This is a genomic window from Mycobacterium sp. E735 (genome assembly GCF_001666955.1).
GTDB lineage: Bacteria > Actinomycetota > Actinomycetes > Mycobacteriales > Mycobacteriaceae > Mycobacterium.
This window is the reverse complement of record NZ_LZIX01000196.1, coordinates 34,269-55,721: the sequence shown is the minus strand read 5'-3', so window position 1 is coordinate 55,721 and position 21,453 is coordinate 34,269. Positions and strand designations below refer to the sequence as shown.

Here is a 21,453-nt window from a genome sequence, read left to right as displayed (position 1 = left end):
GAACGGCGTGATGAAGTCGGCGGCGCCGTCGGCCCAGACGAACTTCAGGCCGTCGAAGCGCTCGAACACGCCCTCCGCGATCATGTTCATCTGGTGGTAGATGTAATTCAGCGCCATGAAGCTGACGTATTGCTCGTAGGTGCGGGTGTTGCCGGAGGGCGTGGGCGGGAACATGATGCCGTTGCCCACGAACTCTTTTCGAAGCGCGGAGTCGACGTGGCGGTCCTGCACCCGATGGGCCGCGGCATCATGCCCGACCGGCACCTGGGCAGCGCGCTGCACGCCGATCTGGACGACGCGTGGATGGGCACGGTACTTCTCGATCTCTCGCAACGCGCCGGGGATGTCGTCGGGATTCACCCGGATCGTGCCGCGGAATCGCTGGCCGAACTCGCCTGAATCCAACCAGTCCGACACCATCATCTCGTTGTGCGCGGCGTGCAGCGCGCTGCCCAGGTGCCGGTCGGGCATGATGCCGCGGCCCATCGGGTGCAGGACCGCCACGTCGACTCCGCGCTTCGAAAAGAGTTCGTGGGCAACGAATTCGGGGTCGGAGCCGGGGTACTGCCGATCCGGTCCCTCGGTGTTGGGCGCATACTCACCGCCCGGGGCGCCGTACCAGTCCATTTCGTAGTCGGGGAAACCGCGGCTTTTGAACGGTTCGCGCAAGACGCTCCGCAGCGCCTTGCTGGACGGGAAGAAGATGTGCACGCTCGCGTCGATAAGAGGCGTGCGGGTTCCGTCAGCGTGGTCGATCACGAAAGCCATCCTTCGGCTCGGGCAGCCAAAGTGGGCCCGGTCGGGTCATATGATAGACAACCTAACATTCTTCTCGGTGGCCGATCAATGGGGTTTCCGGTAAGCATTTCGTTTAATCGTTGTCCCTGGTAGCAGGCGCTTTCGAAGTCTGAGTGCAAGTATGGTTCTTAAATGTGGATAATACCATTCTCCCGCCCATCGAGAAGGGCCGTCCGCCCCTTGCCGACGGGGTAGGGACGCTAGGCGGGGGACGGACCGACGGTCACCCCGGCCGCCTTCTCCAGCGGTTTGATCACGGTCGTGAAGTCGGCATCGGGTCCCTGGTCCTCGGCGGCCGTCTCCCACAACCGGCTGATCGTGGCGGCGACCTCCGTCGGCACGCCGAGCTCCTGCGCCTCGTCGAGGTACAGCCGCACGTCCTTGACCATCAGGCCGGTGGCGAACCCGTAATCGAACGTCCGGGGCAGGATCGCGCGGGGGAATTTGTCCCGGCTCGCGCTCGTCGCGCCCGAGCCGGCGTTGAGCACCTCGATCATCACGGTGGGGTCGAGACCGGCCTTGACGCCCATCACCACGACCTCCGCGGTCGCGGCGAGGACGTTAGCCGCCAGGATGTTGTTGGCGAGCTTCATCGTCTGAGCCGAGCCGGGTTTGGCCCCGACGTAGAAGGGCCGGCCGATCGCCTCGAGCATCGGCCGGATGGCCTCGAATTCAGCGCGCGGGCCCGACACCATGACCGCGAGCGCGCCCTTCTCGGCCGCGGCAGCGCCGCCGCTGACCGGGCTGTCGATCCCTGCGATGCCCCGTTCCGCGAGTCGCCGATGGACCAGAATTGCCGTTCGCCTGCCCACCGTGGACAAGTCGACATAGCGCTTGATGCGTGCGCCCTCGGCCACGCCCGTCGCCACCTCGAGCGAGGCGATCGGTGTCGGGAGGCTGGCCAGGACGGTCTCGGCACCGTCGGCGACCTCTTTCGGAGACGACGCGGCCCGCGCACCCAAGGCGACGATGCGCTCCAGCGCCGCGCCGCGCGTGTCGAAGGCGACGACGTCGTGGCCTTGCTGAATCAGGCGGCGCGCGATGGGAAAACCCATGTTTCCCAGCCCGATGAATCCAACCTCCATGCCGAACTCCTAGTCCTCGAGGCCGGCGAACGCCTCGCGCGCGATGCGGAAGCTGTCCACCGCGGCCGGCACGCCGGCGTAGATGGCGACCTGCAGGAAGATCTCGCGAATCTCGTCGCGGGTGACGCCGTTGGTCAGCGCGGCCTTGACGTGCGTGCGCAATTCGTTCGGCCGATTCAGCACCGAGATCATCGCCAGGTTGAGCATGCTGCGCGTCTTGCGGGGCAGCTCTTCACGACCCCACACTGCGCCCCAGCAGTATTCGGTGACGAGGTCCTGCAGGGGCTTGGTGAAGTCGTCCGCCTCGGCCAGGGCGCGATTGACGTACTCCTCGCCGAGCACCTCGGAGCGCACGTGCAGCCCGCGCTGGTAGGTTTCGCGATCCAATGGTCTTCTCCTTCGTCGTGTCGGCGTGGCGCTGTCATCGCCTGAGCGCAGTCTCGCATCGACGCACTTTCGCGCGGTCTACAGTCGGGGGTCGATGCATCGCCTCCCAGCTTCCGCGGGCCCACGCGGCAAACCGTCCGGGCTGCAGCGTCGCCGGAATCGGCTGTCCCGCATGGCAATCAACGAGGAGAGACCATGACCGGAGTAAGCTCCGACATCTGGGAAGTCATGTCGACCGCTCGGACCATCCGGCGCTTCACCGACGAGCCGGTCGACGACGCCACCCTGGTGCGCTGCCTGGACGCGGCCAGATGGGCGCCCTCGGGCGCGAACGCGCAGGGCTGGCGCTTCGTCGTGCTGCGGTCACCCGAGCTTCGCGCGGTGGTGGCCCAGGCGGCGGCCCGCGCCCTGGAGGTGATCGAGCCCGTCTACGGCATGAGCCGCCCCGCCGCCGATGACCGCAGCCGCCGGGCGCGCACCTATCGCGCGACCTACGAATTGCACGACCGGGCCGGCGAGTTCACCTCCGTCTTGTTCGCCCAGCAGCACTATCCGACCGCGTCGGAGCTTCTGCTCGGCGGATCGATCTTCCCAGCCATGCAGAACTTTCTGCTGGCCGCACGCGCTCAGGGGCTCGGGGCTTGCCTGACCAGTTGGGCGTCCTACGGCGGCGAGCGCCCGCTGCGCGAGGCGATCGGCGTACCGGAGGACTGGCTGGTGGCCGGCCACGTCGTGATCGGTTGGCCCAAGGGCAGGCATGGGCCGCTGCGCCGTCGGCCGCTCGCCGATTTCGTGGCGCTCGACCGCTGGGATCGGCCCGCCGACGACCTTTTTGCCGCTCCTGCGGGCTGAGCGCTCGAACCCGTCGGCCCGGCTGGCCGGGCACTCGGCCTGGCACGCCATAACCCGTTTGCGAGATTATTACTTCCGCGTGCGAGAATGATATTCTCGCACGACGGCGGTGACAGGAGGCGGCCTTCATGCTGTTGGAGTTCGATGCCGATCAGCGGCTGTGGCAGAAGACCGTCCGCGACGCCGTCGCCAAGCAATGTCCGCCGTCGCTGGTGCGCAGCGTGGCCGAGGATGGCGTCGACCCAACCCCGTTGTGGAAGTCGTACGTGGATCAGGGCTGGACCGAGTTGGGCGATCCCGAAAGCGCCGTCGAGTTGGCCATCGTGCTCGAAGAATTGGGGCGGGCGACCGATCCCACCCCGTTCCTGGCGACGATGAGCCAGTACGCACCGTTGGCGGGCGAGCAGTTCGACCCCCACGAGTCGGGCACCGCCGTCCACGCCGGGGTGACGGCGCACCGCGACGCCGAGGGTTGGGTCTTGGACGGCACGGCCCGCCATGTCCTCGACGGCGACCGTGTCGACCGCCTCGCGGTGGTCACCGACGCCGGGGTGTTCATCATCTGGGCAAACCAGGTCTCAGCGCGGCGCGCCGCGGCCTTCGACCCCGTCCTGCACGTCGCCGACTTGTCATTCAACGAGGTTCGCGTGCCGGACACCGCACGGCTCACCGTCGACTCCGAACGCGCGCACCACATCGCCCTGACGGGCTTGGCGATCACCATGGTCGGGGCCTGCCAGCGCATCCTCGACCTGGTGCTCGAACATGTCGGCAGCCGACAGCAATTCGGGGTGCCGATCGGTTCGTTCCAGGCCGTCCAGCACAAGGCCGCCGACATGCACGTCGCGGTGGAACGCGCACGGGCGCTGGCGTACTTCGCGGCGCTGACGATCGCCGCCGACGATCCCCGCCGCCGGCTGGCGGCGGCGATGGCCAAGGCGTCGGCGGGGGAGTGCCAGTCACTGGTATTCCGGCACGGCCTACAGCTGCATGGCGCAATGGGATTCACGTGGGAGAACGACCTGCAGTTCGCGCTGAAACGGGCCAAGGCGGGTGAGCTGATGCTCGGCGGCGCCGCCGAGCACCGCGCGCGGATCGCGGAGGAATACCGTGCAGCTGACTTTTGATACCGACGTCGAGGAATTCCGCGCCGAGTTCTCCGCCTTCCTCGACGAGAACCTGCCTGCCGCAAGCGAAACGCTCGAGCGCCCCCGGTCGGTTTCGCACATGCCGCAGTGGGCGCGCCGGTGGCAGCGGCTGCTGTTCGACAACGGGTGGCTGTTGCCGAGCCAGCCGCCGGAGTTCGGTGGCCGCAACGCTACGGTCATCCAGCAGTTCGTCTACCTCGAGGAACTTAGCCGCCGCCGGATCTACCACAGCTTCAACCCGCAGGGCGTCAACATCGTTGCGGCGTCGCTGTTGTCGTTCGGCAGCGACGAGCAGAAGCGGCGCTGGGCGGTGCCGATTCTGCGGGCCGAGATCACCGCGTCGCTCGGGATGAGCGAACCCAGCGCGGGCTCAGACCTGGCGTCGTTGCGCACCCGCGCGGTGCTCGACGGGGATCACTTCGTGGTCAACGGGCAGAAGGTGTGGACCTCGGGCGCCCACGACGCCGACGTCCTGCTGACCTTCGTGCGGACCAACCCGGATGCGCCGAAACACAAGGGAATAAGCGCGCTGATCATCCCCACCGACACCCCGGGTCTGGTGCGGCGGCCGTTCCCGTCGATCTGCGGCGCCGACGATCTGGACTTCAACGAGGTCTTCTTCACCGACGTGCGGGTGCCGGCGGAGAATCTGGTCGGTGAGCTCGACCAGGGATGGCGGGTGGCCAACGGCTCGCTGGGGCACGAGCGCACCATGATGTGGCTCGGTTTCGCCGATCGACTTGAGAACATGATCGACGACTTTCATCCCAGCACCGACGTCGAGCGCGACCAGTACGCCAGCACGATCATGGACAAGCAGGCGTTGCGGCTGTTGGGTTCGGTGGCGTTGGCGCGTGCGGCGCGCGGTGAAGACGACGTGGCCGCGATTTCGGTGCTCAAGCTGCTCGGGTCCGAGGCCGAGCTGCGTGGCATGGAGCTCGCGCTGACGTCGGCGGGGTCCGACGGGCTCGTGCACCCCGGGCTGACCGGGCCGTACGCACACATGAACCTGGACCATTATTTCGCCAGCTGGTTCGAGCGATACGCCCGCAGCTTTTCCGGGACGATCGCCGGGGGCACGTCGGAAATCCAGCGCAACATCATCGCCCAGCGGGTGCTCGGCCTCCCACGGGGCTAGCGGCCGGCGCTATCGCGGGTCGCGAATTCCGCTCTAGTGCAGCGGCATTCGGCGTTCTAGACCGGGTCGAATTTCGTGATCAGCCACTGGCCGTTGACTCTGGTCAGACTCACCAGCACACTGCTGGACGCCATCGCGGGGTCCGGGTTGTCCTTGCTGGTGGTGCTCTGGTCGACCAGCACGAGCACGACCGCCGAGTTCGGATGTAACTCGGAGACCGCGGCACCGATCACCCGGGCGCTGGTCTTCAGCGACTTTTGTTTGGCAGCCGGGGCGACGATCTGGTCGGTGAACTGGTTGTAGTACGACAGGAAATCCCCGGACAGGTGCGACTTCGCGGCGGCGAAGTCCTTGTCGAGGGTGTCGGGCGAGTAGGACAGCAAGGCGACCGTTCCGTCGGATGCCGCACCTACGACAGCGCTCGCAACGCGGGGGTCGGTCTGCTTATCGGGCCGGTACTGCTTGAAGTACAGCCAGGTCGCCACGCCAGCGGAAATCAGCAGCAGCGAAATCAGGATGGCGGGAACGGCTTTCACTCTCCGCCGGGCTCGAGGTTCGATGCTTTTATTGCGGTCGGTCTGTTCGGCAGAGTCGTCGGCGGTTTCGGTGCTCTGCTTGTCCTCGCTCATGGGATGAACTCCACGTTGGACATCTTGTATTGCCCGGCTTCGTCTTTGACGGTTACCTTGAGTCGCCAATTGCGTGGTTCATCTTTTGCGCCCGCGGCGTTGGTGATGTGCGATGTCGCCGCGACGAGAACCAACGCGAAATCCCCGTTTATGGATTGCACGGCCGCCGCATTCACGGTTCCCTGGGTGACCACTTTCGACTGCTCGACAACGGTCGTGAAATCTTTTGCACGGGCCTGGAAGTCGTCCCGGAACTGGCCGGTCGAGCTGTCGATCACCCGCTGGACATCCTCCTTAGCCTTGTTGAAGTCCATGGAGGTCAGGTTGACGACACCCTGGCGGGCCCCCGCGATGAAGTTCGCGGCGCGCTGATTGCGCTCGACGGTTTCGTGGCGGTTCCACATCATGTATCCGCTGGCCGCGGTGAAGGCGCAGATAAGGACGATGACGGCCGCCTTCCACACGACGGACCAGGAGGGCACGTGCACGCGTCGCCTGCGAGTCGGCTTGGATTCCGATTGGGGGTCTTCGGCGGTTTCGCCGGGGGCCTCTTCGTCCGTTGTTTCGTCGTCGTCGGTTATCGCGGCCGTGTCGGTGACGACAGTCTCCGGCTCGTCGGCGTCGGTGGTGTCCTCGTCGACCTCCGGCGCTTCTTCCGTGGTCTCGGCCTCCGGCTCGGCCTCAGACTGGGCCAGCGCCTCGCGCCGGAGCCGGGCGGCACGAGCGCGGGCGCGAGCCGCGGCCGCCAGCGCTTCGGCTTCGGCTGCCTCGGCCTCGGCTTCCTCGAGTAACGCCTTCACGTCGGCTCTCGAAGTGGCCGAATCGTCCTGCGTTTTCTTTGCCTCAGCCATCGTGCTTACTGCCCGCAGCCCTCATGACCGACCGACTCCTATACCTCTCACGCGGCTACCATCGCACGAGCGAGAACGGCCAACTGCTGGTGCCCCCCGGTCCGCCGCCGCAGCCGGTGTCGAACGTCGAGTCGACCTGACCCGCCAGCGTCACCGCATCCCACGAGTAGACGTCATGCGAGGGAAAGAACTGGACCACGCAGCGCACACCGAAGGGATCATCAACGGACAGGGTGTAGCGACCGTTCGACAGATGGGCGTCTCCCCGGTAGGGCGCCGCTTGCCCGTTGGGCTGCGGAGTTGCGTACACGCTCACGCATTCCGGCTCCGGATGGGCGCACGGGTTGATCGACCAAATCCAGCTGTGGCCGGGGTCCCGGGGCGTGTCCACCCGGTAGTTGGCATACGGCATGCCCGCGTGGGCGCTGGGCGGGACAGTCAGCGCGACCATGGCAAGCGCAAGGCTCACTGCGAAAGTCTTCACGGCTGCGTCTCCCATCTCTGCATACGCGCTTGGCCCAAATATAGGGTGCGGCCACCCTGAGCAGGGCTACTCGTAAGAATTGGCGCAGTCGGCGTCCGGCTGTCGCCGGGGCGAGGTCGCGGGCCCACCTAGTCGATTACCGCGGCTTCCTTGCGTTCGGTGATCGGCCGGGCGAGTTCTTGCTCATCGCAGATGCGCTGCAGCTTTTCCAGTGTCTCGTCCAGCCCGGCCCCCACCCTGCGGCCGGGCCTGAAGGTGGCCGGCAGTTTGCGCATGCCCTGGATGACGCCGATGGTTTCGTAGTGAACGGTGCCGTCGGGGTCGCATCGGTAGTCGGGGATTCGATCGAGGACCGCGGTCAGCATCGACTTGAACACCGTGCGGGCGACATTGGATCCGATGCATCGATGGACGCCGAGACCGAAACTGAAGTGGCGGTTGCCCTTCCGGTCCAGGACGATCTCGTCGGGGTCCCTGAACACCGCTGGGTCGCGGTTGGCCATGGCCCACGAGATCCACAGCCGCTCACCCTCTTTGAACTGGGTGCCGTCGAGCTCGACGTCGTCGGAGAAGGTCCGGCCGTCACCGGGCGCCGGCGTGAAGTACCGCAGGAATTCCTCGGTCGCGGGGTCGAGCAGGGCATCGCGTTGCTTGCTGAGCAGCTCGCGTTGATCGGGGTGCTCGGAGAGCCATTCCAGTGAATGGGCGGTCAACGCCGTGGTGGTGTCGAAGCCGCCGCCGATCACCAGCCCGAGGTTGCCGAGGATTTCCAGGTCCGGGGCGGGCTCGCCGTCGATGCGCATCTCGAGCAAAGCATTGACGATGCCGGGCCGGGGATTCTCGCGGATCTCGATCATGTTGTTGACCAGGTCGAGCCCCATTTGCCGATGCATCTCGGTCACCCGCTGGATGTCCGGGGAATGCTCGGGCGTGTACACGGCCGCATGGGTCGGCTCGCTGTACATCTGCCAGTTCTTCAAGGGAATGCCGAGCATGGCCAGAGTCAGCACCGCCGGCACGACGTTGGCCAGATCGTCGACGAAGTCGATCCGGCCGCCTTCGATCTTCTCGTCGAGGCAGGCCCGAGTCACGTCGTCGATGAACGGCTTCCACCGCTTGACGGCTGCCGGTGACAGATAGGGGTTGAGAACGTTGCGATAGATGCGGTGCTCGGGGTCGTCCATCTCCAGGATGCCGCCGCGCACCCCGTTGATCCGGCTGGCCGTCGGAATCGAAATGCCTTTGTAACCGCGGCGCTGGTTGTTGACATCGTGATCGTTGGACACCGCGGGGCAGCGAGCGAGTTCGAACACCTCGTGGCTTCCTGCCGCCACCCAATGGCCGCCGTAGGTGTCGCTCCAGGCCATCGGGCAATTCGCGTGCATCTCTTCGGTGATGGCCTTGAAGTTCGACCGGTAATCCGCGGAATGCCGCTCGAACTGATACCGCTTCTTCTTACGGTCGCTATCGCTGACCGTGTCGTCGACACTCAACGCTCTGTCTCCCTTTGCGCGTCATTCGGTGATGATGATGGCTTGCTCCGGGCATGATTGCGCCGCTTCGCGAACCTGGTCCTCCCGATCGGCCGGCACCACTTCGTCGATCGCCGACGAACTGCCGTCGATGTCGCTGAGCTCGAACGAATCCGGTGCGATCATCGAGCACAGCGTGTGACCCTGGCAGCGTTCCGGATCGACCCAGACCTTCACGGTGTCTCCTTGCGAATTAGTTGCCGACGATCGCCTAGGTGCGACGGCTCAGGTGTTGCGGCCGCCGTTGACGCCCAGGATCTGGCCCGTGATGTAGCCGGCTTCCTCGGACACCAGGAAGGCACATGCCGCCGCGATGTCTTCCGGCTTACCCATGCGGCGCACCGGCGTTCGGGCGATGGTCTCGTCGATGCTGCCCAGATACCCGTTCTTCTCGGCGGCGCGCAGCATCGGGGTGTCGATGAAGCCCGGCGGCACGGCGTTGACCGTGATGCCGCTCGGTCCGTACTCGAGGGCCAGGGATTTGGTGAGCCCGTTGACCGCGGACTTGGCCGCGACGTAATGGCTCATGTAGGGCGCGCCGGAATGGGTGCTTGACGAGGAGATGTTGACGATGCGTCCCCACTTCGCTTCGATCATGTCGGGCAACACCGCCTGGATGGTGTGGAAGACGCCGTTGAGGTTGACGTCGATCACGCGCTGCCAGTCGTCGAACGTGATGTTGTTGAAGCGCTTGAATCCGTCCAGGCCGGCGGCGTTGACGAGAACAGTGACCGGCCCCAGCTTGGCGCGGATCGCCGCGAAGGCCGTCTCGACCTGAGCTCGGTCGGTGACGTCGGCGGTGAACGAGTGGTCGCTGTCGGACGGTGTGAGGTCGATGACGGCAACGTCCAGACCGTCGGCGCGCAGGCGCCGCGCGACGGCAAGCCCGATGCCGGATCCGCCGCCGGTGACCACCGCAGTCTTCACGTTGAGACCTCTAATCCACAGGTGACCGTCTCAGCCACAAAGAATCTCGCTTGCAATTATGAGAACCCTACTCTCACGGCAGAGTGGGTTGCAACAAACCCGGGAAACACTGTTTGGCCTGCGTTGAACTGGGTGGCCAGGCAACCCGCTGGCGCTTGCGTCGCTGGTCAGGGGCCGGTCGCATTCCTGTGAGTTTCTTGAATTATCGAGACACGAATGTAAGATTCGCCGGGGAAGAGAATGAAATTATCGTGACCGTCACCACATGAGGGGGTCGGAATGCCTGCGCAGGACACGGCAGAACTAGCCGCGACCATCGCGGATGCCGCGCCTGAGTCACAGGTCGACCGTCGACTCCTGATCGGTGGCCGGCTGGTCACCGCGGACAGAACCTCCCCGTCCAGCAATCCCGCCACCGGCTACCGGATGCCGGCACCGGGGGCCCCGGCGTGAGGCCGCTCGAGGGCATCCGCGTCCTGGAAGTCGCGATGTACGGATTCGTTCCATCGGCGGGCGCCGTGCTCGCCGAATGGGGCGCCGACGTCGTCAAGGTCGAGCACGCGGTCACCGGCGACCCGCAACGCGGTCTCCGGCAGACCGGAATGTTGCGCGTCGAGGGGGATCCGAACCCCAACATCGAACACGCGAACCGCGGCAAGCGCAGCATCGGACTGGACATGTCGGTGCCGGAGGGCAAGGACGTGCTCTACGAGCTGGCCCGCCGCTCGGACGTGTTCCTCACCAGCTTCCTTCCCGCTCATCGGAAGAAGTTCGGCATCGACGTCGACGACATTCGTACGGTCAACCCGAACATCGTCTACGCCCGCGGCAGCGCGCTCGGCCCGCGTGGCGCCGAGTCGCAGAAGGGCGGCTACGACATGACCGCGTTCTGGTGCCGGGCCGGAACCGCCGCGACCATCACCCCGGCGGGGATGCCGGGGATGATCGCGCCGCCCGGACCGGCCTACGGCGACACCATCTCCGGCACCAACCTCGCCGGGGGCATCGCGGCGGCATTGCTCAAGCGCGAACGCGCGGGAGAACCGTCGGTCGTCGACGTGTCGCTGCTCGGCAGCGGCCTGTGGTCGATGGGGCACACGGTCGCGCTGACGAACCATCTCGGGCAGCGACTCGAGGCCCCGCCACCGGGAGTGCATGGCGCACCCAACAATCCATTGGTGGGGCTGTACACGACCTCGGACGGCCGGTACATCTCCTTCGTGATGATGCAGCCCACCAAGTTCTGGGCCGACGTGTGTCGGCACGTCGATCTGCCGGAGCTGGCCGACGATCCGCGCTTTGCGACCGTCGAGGAGATCGCCGCCAACACCGCAGAGGCGGTCGAGTTGTTGACCAAGGCCATCGCGGCCCACACGCTGGCCGAGTGGAGCGAACGGTTTGCCACGCTGGCCGGACCGTGGGCGCCGGTGCAGGACACGCTGCAGGCGGCCGAGGACGCGCAAATCCGGGCCAACGAGTACATGGTCCGCGCGGGCGAGCTGGAACTGGTCGCCAACCCGGTCCAGTTCAATGTCGCGGCGCCACAGACCGGTCCGGCGCCCGGCTTCGCCGAGCAGACCGACGAAATATTGCGGGAACTCGGCCTTGATTGGGATCGCATCATCGAGCTCAAGACGGCCGGCGCCGTCACTTAAGAGTGGAGCTGCTTGTCTATGTTGGGATTACGGCCCGCCCTCGTTGTCGCCGGGACCCGCTCGCGGCCCCCTGAGCTCGCGGTTACGGGTTGTTCCATAACGGTTAAGCGTTTTTTGCTCCACCTGGACTCGGCATGAGTCATAATCGCCGAACGCTTCAAGGCGCGGAGCACTCTGTCTTGCGGCGTCAACTCACGCGACCGAACGGAGGCACCGGCGTGAGGATGAGAAGCGTTACCACGCCGGCCGAATTTCGGCTGTTCGCTGGGCGTTTCGTGGTCGGCGGCATCCGCTTGGGATCGCCGGTTCAGCCGAATCTACCCCAGCCGGTGCGCAACAACAAGACTGTCAGTCTCGTAGCGATGGAAAGGGTCGGCGCCGATGGCAACTAAGGGTGCCGACCACTGGTCAGCGGGATTGCCGCAGCTGAAACTGAAGTGGAACATGTCGGGGTCGATGCAGGCCGTCGGCGCCCTGTTCGCCATGTCGGCCGACGCGGTCAAGTTTGCGTTCCGCCGGCCCTTCCAGTGGCGGGAGTTCTTGGAGCAGTCCTGGTTCGTCGCGCGGGTGTCACTGGCGCCGACCCTGTTGGTCGCAATTCCCTTCACCGTGCTCGTCAGCTTCACGCTCAACATCCTGCTGCGCGAACTGGGCGCGGCGGACCTATCCGGCGCGGGGGCCGCGTTCGGCGCGGTCACGCAGCTCGGGCCACTGGTCACGGTCTTGATCGTGGCGGGCGCGGGCGCTACAGCGATGTGTGCTGACCTGGGCGCCCGAACGATTCGTGAAGAGATCGACGCGATGGAGGTGCTGGGCATCAACCCGGTGCAACGGCTGGTCACACCGCGCATGTTGGCTTCCGGCCTGGTCGCGTTCTTGCTCAACAGCCTCGTCGTCATCATCGGAGTGCTTGGTGGTTACGTCTTTTCGGTGTTTGTCCAAGACGTCAATCCCGGCGCGTTCGCCGCGGGTATCACCCTGCTCACCGGCGTGCCCGAGGTGATCATTTCGTGCGTCAAGGCAGCGCTTTTCGGCCTCATCGCCGGCTTGGTCGCTTGCTATCGCGGCCTGTCGATCACCGGCGGGGGCGCCAAGGCCGTCGGCAACGCGGTGAACGAGACCGTGGTCTACGCCTTCATGTCCCTGTTTGTCGTCAACGTGGTCGTCACCGCGATCGGCATCAAGATGACGGCGAAGTAGGGGCTGTCAATGGCGCTGAGGGCCACGTATCCGCGACTGTTCCGTCAGCTCGAGCGGCCGGTCGCCTTGATGGGCCGGATCGGCGACCACACCCTGTTCTATGGCAAAGCGCTTGCCGGGATGCCCTTTGCGGCCACCCGGTACACGCGCGAAGTCGTGCGACTGGTCGCCGAGATCAGCATGGGCGCGGGAACTTTGGCGATGATCGGCGGAACCGTGGTAATCGTCGGGTTCCTGACGCTGGCGGCCGGCGGCACATTGGCGATTCAGGGCTACACCTCGCTGGGCAACATCGGCATCGAGGCGCTGACGGGCTTTCTGGCGGCGTTCATCAACGTGCGCATCGCGGCACCGGTGGTGGCCGGAATCGGGCTGGCGGCCACCTTCGGCGCCGGGGTGACCGCCCAGCTGGGTGCCATGCGGATCAACGAGGAAGTCGACGCGTTGGAGAGCATGGCGATTCGGCCGGTCGCCTACTTGGTGAGCACCAGGATTCTGGCGGGAATGCTGGCCATCACGCCGTTGTACAGCATCGCCGTCATCCTGTCGTTCGTGGCCAGTCAGTTCACCACGACGTTCTTGCTCGGACAGTCGCAGGGTTTGTACCAGCACTACTTCAACACGTTCCTGAACCCGATCGACCTGTTGTGGTCGTTCCTGCAGGCCATCTTGATGGCGCTCACCATCCTGCTCATCCACACCTATTACGGCTATTTCGCTTCGGGTGGCCCTGCCGGCGTGGGCAACGCCACCGGCAACGCGGTGCGCACCTCGCTCATCGTCGTGGTGTCGGTAACGCTGTTGGTTTCGCTGTCTATTTACGGTACGAACGGCAACTTCAACCTGTCCGGTTAGCAAAGGAGGTGGTACGGCAATGACGCAGAGTGTGCCAGCGGGTCGCGGCGCGGTCGCCGGCCGACCTGTGCGCACCGGCCATGCGCGTCCGCCGGCCGGAAGGCATTACCTGCCGCCCCTGATCGGGTTGGCCACGGTTCTCATCATTGGCTTGATTTTCGCCGTGGCGGTCGGTCTGTTTCAGGGCTCCTTCACCGAAACCGTGCCGGTGACGGTGATCTCGCAACGAGCCGGCCTTGTCATGAATCCCGACGCCAAGGTCAAGATGCGCGGCGTGCAGGTGGGCAAGGTCTCCTCGATCGAGCCGCTGCCCAACGGCGAGGCCGCCATTCATCTGGCGATGGACCCGTCGCAATTGCGCTTCATCCCCAGCAACGTGCTCGTCGACATCGCGTCGTCGACGGTGTTCGGCGCGAAGTCCGTCCAGCTGGTGGAGCCCGCCCAGCCCGCGGCCCAGCGTCTGCACGGGGGCCAGACGCTGCAAGGCCAGCACGTCATGGTCGAAATCAATACCGTGTTCCAGCAACTGGTTTCGGTGCTCAGCCACATCGACCCGCCCAAGCTCAACGAGTCACTGGGCGCCCTCGCCCAAGCGTTCAGCGGGCGGGGCCCACAGCTTGGTCAGTCGCTGAGCGACCTGGATTCGTTCCTGGCCAAACTGGAGCCGAGCCTGCCCGCGTTCCGTCATGACTTCTCGGTCTTACCGGCGGTAGCCAACGCCTATGCCGACGCGGCACCCGACCTGGTGAAGACCGCGGCCAACGCGACCCGAATCAGCAAGACGATTGTCGATGAGCAGCACAACCTTGATGCGTTGCTGATCAGCACGATCGGCTTGGCCGACATCGGCAACGACGTCCTGTCGACGAACCGCCAACCGCTGACGGACGTCATGCATCTGTTGGTGCCAACCACCGATCTGACCAATGAGTACAACCCCGCGCTTACCTGCGCTTTTGGCGGACTCGTACGCCTATCGCACGCGGCGCCACTGTCGGAACCCAGTATCAACATCTCGGCGAGTCTCGTCTGGGGTGCCGAACGTTATCGGTATCCGACGAACCTGCCCAAGGTTGCGGCGACGGGCGGTCCGCGCTGCGTGGGTCTGCCGTCGCTGCCGTTCAATACGAGTCCCCCGCAGCTGATTGCCGACATCGGCGCGGACCCGGTGGTGTACGGGAATCCGCAGCTGATGATCAATTCCGATCTGCTCAAACAGCTGCTGTACGGACCGATCGCCGGACCGCCGCGCAACTCTGCCCAGATCGGACAACCGGGATGAGAACACGCGCCACGCTGGTCAAATTCACGATCTTCGCGGTCGTGATGGCGACGCTGACCGCCTTCCTGTTCTTCATCTTCGGCCAGTACCGGACGGGTGCGACGAATGGGTATTCGGCGGTGTTCACCGATGTTTCGCGTCTCAAGCCGGGGCAGTCGGTGCGGGTCGCCGGGATCCGGGTCGGCACCGTCAACGGCGTCTCTCTGCAGCCGGACAAGAAAGTCGTGGTGAAGTTCGACGTCGACCGCAACATCGTCTTGACGGAGGGCTCCAGGGCGGCGGTCCGCTACCTGAACCTGGTGGGCGATCGCTACCTCGAACTCGTCGATGGCCCGGGCTCGACCAAGCGGCTGCCGGCCGGCGGGCAGATCCCGGTCAACCGGACGGCGCCAGCGCTAGACCTCGATCTGCTACTCGGTGGACTCAAACCCGTCACCCAAGGCCTGAATGCGCGCGACGTCAACGCGTTGACCGCGGGATTGTTACAAGTTTTCCAGGGGCAGGGCGGGACCCTCGACTCGCTGTTCGCCAAGACGACGTCGTTCTCAAACGCTCTGGCCGACAACGATCAAACCGTGCAGCAACTGATCGACAACCTCAACATCGTGATCGGCACGGTCTCCAAAGACGGCAAACAGTTCTCTGGCACGATCGATCGACTCGAGCAGCTTGTCAGCGGCCTGTCGAATGACCGCGACACGATCGGCTCCGCCATCGACGCCTTGGACAAGGGAACCGCGTCGTTGGCGGATCTGCTTGCCGAGGCCCGCCCGCCGCTGTCTGGCACAGTAGCTCAGCTGAATCGGCTGGCGCCGATTCTCGATAACGACAAGGACCGCCTCGACGGCGCACTTCAGAAGGCGCCGAAGAACTACCGCAAGCTGGTCCGGCTCGGCGTGAACGGCGCCACCATCCCGTACTACCTCTGCCAGTTCGGGATCCGCGGCACAGATCTTCAGGGCAAGACAGTGCGCGCCAACATCTATCGTTCAGATGCAGGAAGGTGCACGGAACCCTGATGCTCAAGTATCGCGGAGCTCAGCTCGTCAAGCCTGGCTTCATCGGCGTCATCCTGGCGGTGATGGTCATCCTGGTCGGCCTGTCACCCGACCGATTCATCCAATGGGCGACGATGGTCAGGTACCAGGCGCTGTTCACCGAAGCCGGCGGCCTAGCGAAGGGCAATCCGGTAATCGTGTCGGGGATTAAGGTCGGCACGGTGTCGGACGTGAAGCTGCGGCACGGCGACGCTCTCGTGACGTTCGCGATGAAGGGCAACGTCCTGCTCGGCTCGGAAACGTCCGCCCACATCCGCACGGGCACACTGCTCGGCGAGCGCATGCTGACGGTGGAGTCCGCCGGCACCGGCACGATGCACCCGATGGCTCTCATTCCCGTCTCGCGCACCTCTTCTCCGTACTCGCTGACGGAAGCGGTCAGCGACTTCACGTCGGATACGGCCGGCACCAACACCGCCGCGCTGAATCAATCGTTGGACACGCTGGCGGCAACGCTCGACCAGATCGCACCCCAAATGGGGCCGGCCTTCGACGCGCTCACCCGGCTATCGCGAACCCTCAACAGCCGTAACAAGAACCTGGGCGAGTTATTCAAAAGCGCCGGCGACGTCACCGGGATACTTTCCGAACGCAGCATGCAGGTCAACAAGCTCATCCTCAACTCCGATTCCCTGCTCCAGGTGCTGGTCGCACGCCGGCAAGAGATCGTGGACCTGCTGGCCAACACCTCGGCAGTGGCCAAGCAGCTGACGGCATTGGTGCACGACAACGAAAGCACCTTGGCGCCAACGCTGGAGAGGCTGAACAGGGTCCTCGCGGTCTTGGAAAAGAACCGCGACAACATCGGCAAAGCCCTTCCGGGCCTCGCCAAATTCCAGATCACGGTCGGTGAGGCCATCGCCGGTATGTACGCCTACCAGGCGTTCGTCCCGAACTTCCTTGTCCCGCAACTTTTCCAGGAGTTCTTCGACTACCTCTGGGGATTCCGCACCTTCGATACTTCAAAGGGTCCGGGCTTCCCGTCACCGGTACCTCGGGCGCTGACCCCCTGGCCGTACAACTCCATTCCGCAGTGCCCTGGCTGCACGTTGGGCGGACGGATCGGGGGATCACAATGACCTCCCGGATTCCGCGCAAGCGGCTGGCGGCCGTCACGGCGGTTGTCTTGGTCGGGCTGACAATTGCCGCCGCCGCCGTGCTCGTCCGTAATACGTTTTTCGGCCCACGAACGATCACCGCCTACTTCACCACCGCCACCGCGATCTATCCCCATGACGAGGTACGGGTCTCGGGCGTCAAAGTCGGCAGCATCAAGTCCATTGCGCCGCAAGGCACCCAGGCCAAGATGGTCCTCACGGTCGACCGCGGCGTGCCCATCCCGGCCGACGCGAAGGCCGTTATCGTCGCCCCGAATCTGGTGGCTGCCCGCTACGTCCAGCTCACGCCGGCTTACCGCGACAGTGGGCCGGTGATGCGCGACGGGGCGGTCATCCCGGTCGAACGGACCGCGGTGCCGGTTGAGTGGGACGAGGTCAAAACCCAGTTGATGCGGCTGGCAACGGATTTGGGGCCCAAGAGCGGGGTATCGGGCACGTCGGTGGGCCGATTCATCGACAGCGCCGCCAATGCGCTCGACGGCAACGGCGACAAGCTGCGCCAGACGCTCGGTCAATTGTCGGGCGTGGGCCGGATCCTCGCCAACGGCAGCGGCAACATCGTCGACATCATCAAAAACCTGCAGACCTTTGTCGGCGCCCTGCGCGACAGCAACGTCCAGCTCGTGCAGTTCAATGACCGCCTGGCCACGCTCACCAGTGTGGTCAATGACAGCAAATCCGAACTGGACGCGGCTCTGACCGATCTGTCGACGGCGGTCGGCGAGGTGCAGCGATTCATCGCCGGGACTCGCAACCAGACCAGCGAGCAAATCGCCAGGCTGGCCGATGTCACGCAGAACCTGGTCGATCACCACATGGCCCTGGAAAACATCCTGCACGCGGCGCCGAACGCGTTCGGCAACTTCTTCAACGACTACAACGCCGACACCGGAACCATCATCGGAGGATTCGGGCTCATGAATGCGGCGAATCCGACATGGGGCGGTCAGGTTCTGCTGTCCGTACCGGGCTGCACGCAAATCGGCGCCATCGAGAACATCACGGCGGTCGAATCCGGCAAGCTGTGCTCGCTGTTCCTCGGACCCGGACTGCGGCAGACCAACTGGAATAACTCGCCCATTCCCATCAACCCGTTCCTACACAAGTCGATTGACCCGTCCAAGGTTCTCTACACCGAACAGCGCCTGGCGCCCGGCGGCGAGGGTCCGAAACCCGGACCGCCCGAGATTCCGCCCGCGGTGTCGGCCTACACCGGGCTGCCGGGCGATCCGGTCGGCCCCCCGGGGGCGGTGCCGCCGGAGCGGATACCGGGCGCGGCGATGCCGCTGCCGCCCCCGCCTTCGACACCGCCACCACCGCCGGCGCCCAGCGTGTCGGGCATGCTGCTGCCAGACGGAGGGCCACAACAATGAGCGCACGGGTTGCGGCCAAGCGGGTATTCGCCACCGGCTGTTGCGTGGTGGTGACGGCCACGGGATGCGCATTTCACGGCCTGAATTCGCTACCGCTACCCGGCGCGGTCGGACGCGGGCCAGGGGCCAACATCTACCACGTCGAACTCCCGAATGTCGGTACGATGGAGTCGAATTCGCCGGTGATGATCGATGACGTCGTCGTCGGCAGTGTCGGTGCGATGAAGGTGCAAGGCTGGCACGCGGACGTCGAGATCTCGGTCAAGCGCGATGTGGTGGTCCCAGCCAATGTGGTGGCCACCGTCGGTCAGACGAGCCTGCTGGGCTCGATGCATGTGGAGCTCAATACTCCGCCGGGTCAGCAGGGAAGCGGACGGCTGCAGCCGGGCGCCACCATCCCGCTGAGTCGGTCATCGGCCTACCCGTCGACCGAGCAGACGCTGTCGTCGCTGGGCGCGGTCGTCAACGGCGGTGGACTGGGACAGATCGGGGAGGTCATCCACAACTTCTCGGCCGCCCTGTCCGGGCACGAGGGCGCCGTGCGTGATTTGATTACCCGCCTGGACACGTTCGTCGGGACTTTGGACGACCAGCGCGACGACATCGTCGCCTCCATCCAGGCGCTGAATCGGCTGTCGGCAACGTTCGCCGACCAACGCGACGTTCTTACCGATGCGCTGCGTAAAATACCGCCGGCGCTCGAGGTGTTGACCAGGGAGCGGCCTCGTCTGACGGCCGCGCTGGACCACCTCCGTGTGTTCAGCAACACCGCCAACAGACTGGTCAACGATGCCCAGGCCGATCTCGTCACGAACCTCAAAAACCTGGAGCCGACCATCAAGGCGCTCGCCGACGTCGGACCGGAGTTCGGCGCGGCCATCGCGGGGTCGTTCGTGTTCCCGTTCACGCAGAACTTTGTCGACCGAGCGGTCCGAGGCGACTTCTTCAACCTGCATTTCGACTTCGACCTGACGATTCCCCGGCTTAAGAGGGGCTTGTTGCTAGGCACCCACTGGGGACAGCTGGATATGCCCGAGCCGCCGGTGCCCGGGGACCCGTATCGCCTGAATTACACACTCGATCCGCTGCATAACCCGCTACGGCCGCCGTGGATCGATCCCGATGCCTTACCGCTGCCCCCGCCACCGCCGGGTGCGGTACCGGGACCGGGGCCGGGGCCGGGCAATTATGGACCGCTACCCGGACCTCCGCCGGCTGCGGCCTCGCCGCCCGACGCGGGTCCTGGTCAGACGCCGGCGCCCGCAGAGGCGCCTGGAACGGGAGCCGGTGGATAGATGCTGACGCGCTTCGTTCGGATCCAGCTGGCGATCTTCGCGATCGCCGGGACCATTGGCGTGATCGCGATGGTCCTGTTCTACATCCAAGCGCCGACGCTACTGGGCATCGGTCGGATGACGGTGACGCTGGAGCTGCCGGCCACCGGCGGCCTCTATCGGTTCTCCAACGTGACCTATCGTGGAGTTCAGCTCGGCAAGGTCACCGCCGTGGGTTTGACACCGACCGGCGCCAAAGCGACGCTGTCGCTTAGCACTTCACCCAAGGTCCCCGCGGACTTGACCGCCGAGGTGCTCAGTGTCTCCGCGGTGGGTGAACAGTACGTGGACCTTCGGCCCAGAAACGACTCGCCGCCCTACCTGCACGACGGCTCGGTTATTGCCATGCGCGACACGACAATTCCGCAACCGGTCGCCCCAATGCTCGAGCAGGTCAATGCGTTGGTCCAGAGCATCCCGAAGACCAAACTCGGCCAATTACTCGACGAGTCGTTCCAGGGCTTCAACGGTTCCGGTTACGACCTGGGGTCACTGCTCGACTCCTCACAGACGTTGTCCCGCGACGCCAACGGCGTGGTCGATCGCACCCGGGCCCTCACCGAAGACACCGGGCCGCTGCTGGACACCCAGGCGCGCACCCTCGATTCGATAAGAACGTGGGCGCGCAGCTTCGCGGGCATTTCGGATACGCTGGTGACCAACGATTCTCACTTCCGCACCATCCTGCAAACGGGTCCGGAGACTGCGAACGAAGCCTCCCGGCTTTTCGAACAAATCAAACCGACACTGCCGGTGTTGCTTGCCAACCTCACCACCATCGGCCAGATCGGCGTCACCTACCATCCCTCGCTCGAGCAGCTGCTCGTATTGCTTCCGTCGGGCGTCGCGATCGAGCAGGCCGCTGCGGGTGAGAACCACCCCGACGGTAGGGCTTACGGTGACTTCGCAGCCACGGTCGAGGATCCACCCATCTGCACGGTCGGCTTCATGCCGCCCAACACATGGCGATCCCCGGACGACCTCACCGACATGGACACACCGGACGGGTTGTATTGCAAACTCCCGCAGGATTCACCGATCGCGGTTCGCGGCGCCCGCAACTACCCCTGCATGGGTCACCCGGGTAAGCGGGCGCCGACCGTCGAAATCTGTAACAGCGACAAGCCGTTCATGCCGCTGGCGATGCGCCAGCACGCCCTCGGTCCCTATCCGCTGGATCCGAATCTACTAGCCCAGGGCGTCCCGCCCGATGACCGGATCACCACCAACGACAGGATTTTCGGCCCAGTCGAGGGAACGCCGCTGCCGCCTGGGGCGGTGCCGCGCGGCGCACCCGCGGGGCCCCGGGGTGAAAATCCCCCACCGGGCACGGTGGGAGCTGCTGTACCGCCCATGCCTTCGTCCGGACCCCCTGCGCTGGCGCCCATGTCGAGAATGTCGGCGGACCTTCCGCCCTTCGCGCCACTCGACGTCCCTGCGCCGGGAGAGCTTCCCGCACCGCCCGCTGCGCCGGCACCGCCGCCGGCCCCACCCGTTCCTTCCGATTCGGCACCTGCAGACACAGCTGGCGGCGGAGGACCCCAGGCTGCGCCAAGCTCGTTCGGAGCCAACGCATCCAAACCCGCGCCCTCGGTCGTGGTGGCAAAGTACGATCCGCGCACCGGTCGTTATGTCGGCCCGGATGGGAAGCTGTATCAGCAGTCGGACCTCGTTGCTCCGAAAGCGCCCAGGACGTGGAAGGACATGCTTCCCACCTGAATTCGCCCCGACATGAAGCGGTCGGCAG

General features: G+C 65.3%; 20 protein-coding genes and 1 pseudogene. 12 read left to right on the top strand and 9 right to left on the bottom strand.

The features are described 5' to 3' along the window. From A5704_RS29780 to A5704_RS15755, 3 genes and pseudogenes are all read right to left on the bottom strand, one after another. Window positions 1-189: pseudogene (locus tag A5704_RS29780) on the bottom strand (amidohydrolase); the annotation flags it as partial. A gap of 809 nt (window positions 190-998) precedes the next feature. After that, window positions 999-1,883: an NAD(P)-dependent oxidoreductase gene (locus A5704_RS15760; protein ID WP_067753249.1), complete on the bottom strand. Its 885-nt coding sequence runs from the start codon at window positions 1,881-1,883 to the stop codon at window positions 999-1,001. Window positions 1,884-1,892: 9 nt separating this feature from the next. Further along, on the bottom strand, window positions 1,893-2,270 hold the full coding sequence (locus A5704_RS15755) for a carboxymuconolactone decarboxylase family protein (RefSeq protein WP_067753252.1): 378 nt from the start codon (window positions 2,268-2,270) through the stop codon (window positions 1,893-1,895). A gap of 195 nt (window positions 2,271-2,465) precedes the next feature. On the opposite strand from A5704_RS15755, the gene A5704_RS15750 reads away from it, so the two are divergent. The 3 genes from A5704_RS15750 (at window position 2,466) to A5704_RS15740 (ending at window position 5,408) form a co-directional block, all read left to right on the top strand. Further along, window positions 2,466-3,122: a nitroreductase family protein gene (locus tag A5704_RS15750; RefSeq protein ID WP_067753254.1), complete on the top strand. Its 657-nt coding sequence runs from the start codon at window positions 2,466-2,468 to the stop codon at window positions 3,120-3,122. A gap of 128 nt (window positions 3,123-3,250) precedes the next feature. After that, window positions 3,251-4,249 carry an acyl-CoA dehydrogenase family protein gene (locus tag A5704_RS15745; RefSeq protein ID WP_067753257.1) on the top strand — a complete coding sequence of 333 codons (999 nt, stop codon included), beginning with the start codon at window positions 3,251-3,253 and terminating at the stop codon, window positions 4,247-4,249. After that, window positions 4,233-5,408, top strand: a complete 1,176-nt coding sequence (locus A5704_RS15740; protein WP_067753260.1) for an acyl-CoA dehydrogenase family protein — start codon at window positions 4,233-4,235, stop codon at window positions 5,406-5,408. Before A5704_RS15745 ends, A5704_RS15740 begins: the two co-directional genes overlap by 17 nt. 56 nt (window positions 5,409-5,464) lie before the next feature. Here the strand turns inward: A5704_RS15740 and A5704_RS15735 are convergent, their stop codons facing one another. The 6 genes from A5704_RS15735 to A5704_RS15710 form a co-directional block, all read right to left on the bottom strand. Further along, window positions 5,465-6,037, bottom strand: a complete 573-nt coding sequence (locus A5704_RS15735) for a hypothetical protein (protein WP_067753264.1) — start codon at window positions 6,035-6,037, stop codon at window positions 5,465-5,467. Then, a complete protein-coding gene (locus A5704_RS15730; RefSeq protein ID WP_067889777.1) occupies window positions 6,034-6,888 on the bottom strand; it encodes a hypothetical protein in 855 nt (284 codons plus the stop codon). Before A5704_RS15730 ends, A5704_RS15735 begins: the two co-directional genes overlap by 4 nt. 55 nt (window positions 6,889-6,943) lie before the next feature. Beyond that, window positions 6,944-7,387, bottom strand: a complete 444-nt coding sequence (locus A5704_RS15725) for a hypothetical protein (protein WP_197499097.1) — start codon at window positions 7,385-7,387, stop codon at window positions 6,944-6,946. Window positions 7,388-7,500: 113 nt separating this feature from the next. Then, on the bottom strand, window positions 7,501-8,865 hold the full coding sequence (locus A5704_RS15720) for a cytochrome P450 (RefSeq protein ID WP_067889774.1): 1,365 nt from the start codon (window positions 8,863-8,865) through the stop codon (window positions 7,501-7,503). Window positions 8,866-8,886: 21 nt separating this feature from the next. Then, a complete protein-coding gene (locus A5704_RS15715) occupies window positions 8,887-9,081 on the bottom strand; it encodes a ferredoxin (protein WP_067273711.1) in 195 nt (64 codons plus the stop codon). Window positions 9,082-9,129: 48 nt separating this feature from the next. Beyond that, window positions 9,130-9,831 (bottom strand): SDR family NAD(P)-dependent oxidoreductase, encoded by a 702-nt coding sequence (locus A5704_RS15710; RefSeq protein ID WP_067753277.1) that lies wholly within the window; start codon window positions 9,829-9,831, stop codon window positions 9,130-9,132. Window positions 9,832-10,280: 449 nt separating this feature from the next. Between A5704_RS15710 and A5704_RS15705 the strand changes: the two genes are divergently transcribed. The 9 genes from A5704_RS15705 to A5704_RS15665 all read left to right on the top strand — a co-directional run bounded on the left by A5704_RS15705 (window position 10,281) and on the right by A5704_RS15665 (window position 21,425). Continuing rightward, window positions 10,281-11,486 (top strand): CaiB/BaiF CoA-transferase family protein, encoded by a 1,206-nt coding sequence (locus tag A5704_RS15705; protein ID WP_067889771.1) that lies wholly within the window; start codon window positions 10,281-10,283, stop codon window positions 11,484-11,486. Between the two features lie 381 nt (window positions 11,487-11,867). Next, entirely contained in the window at window positions 11,868-12,686 is an 819-nt protein-coding gene (locus A5704_RS15700; RefSeq protein WP_067753283.1) for an ABC transporter permease, read from the top strand. A 9-nt stretch (window positions 12,687-12,695) separates the two neighbouring features. After that, entirely contained in the window at window positions 12,696-13,541 is an 846-nt protein-coding gene (locus A5704_RS15695; RefSeq protein ID WP_067753287.1) for an ABC transporter permease, read from the top strand. A gap of 19 nt (window positions 13,542-13,560) precedes the next feature. Continuing rightward, complete coding sequence (locus A5704_RS15690; protein ID WP_067753290.1) at window positions 13,561-14,823, top strand: MCE family protein; 1,263 nt, start codon at window positions 13,561-13,563, stop codon at window positions 14,821-14,823. Next, a complete protein-coding gene (locus tag A5704_RS15685; RefSeq protein WP_067753297.1) occupies window positions 14,820-15,842 on the top strand; it encodes an MCE family protein in 1,023 nt (340 codons plus the stop codon). Before A5704_RS15690 ends, A5704_RS15685 begins: the two co-directional genes overlap by 4 nt. Continuing rightward, entirely contained in the window at window positions 15,842-16,960 is a 1,119-nt protein-coding gene (locus A5704_RS15680) for an MCE family protein (RefSeq protein WP_067753405.1), read from the top strand. The genes A5704_RS15685 and A5704_RS15680 overlap by 1 nt, the downstream gene beginning before the upstream one ends. Continuing rightward, window positions 16,957-18,372, top strand: a complete 1,416-nt coding sequence (locus tag A5704_RS15675; RefSeq protein WP_067753300.1) for an MCE family protein — start codon at window positions 16,957-16,959, stop codon at window positions 18,370-18,372. Before A5704_RS15680 ends, A5704_RS15675 begins: the two co-directional genes overlap by 4 nt. Further along, entirely contained in the window at window positions 18,369-19,667 is a 1,299-nt protein-coding gene (locus tag A5704_RS15670; protein ID WP_067889768.1) for an MCE family protein, read from the top strand. The genes A5704_RS15675 and A5704_RS15670 overlap by 4 nt, the downstream gene beginning before the upstream one ends. Beyond that, window positions 19,668-21,425 carry an MCE family protein gene (locus A5704_RS15665; protein ID WP_067889765.1) on the top strand — a complete coding sequence of 586 codons (1,758 nt, stop codon included), beginning with the start codon at window positions 19,668-19,670 and terminating at the stop codon, window positions 21,423-21,425. It begins immediately after the preceding gene. The last annotated feature ends 28 nt before the right edge of the window (window positions 21,426-21,453 follow it).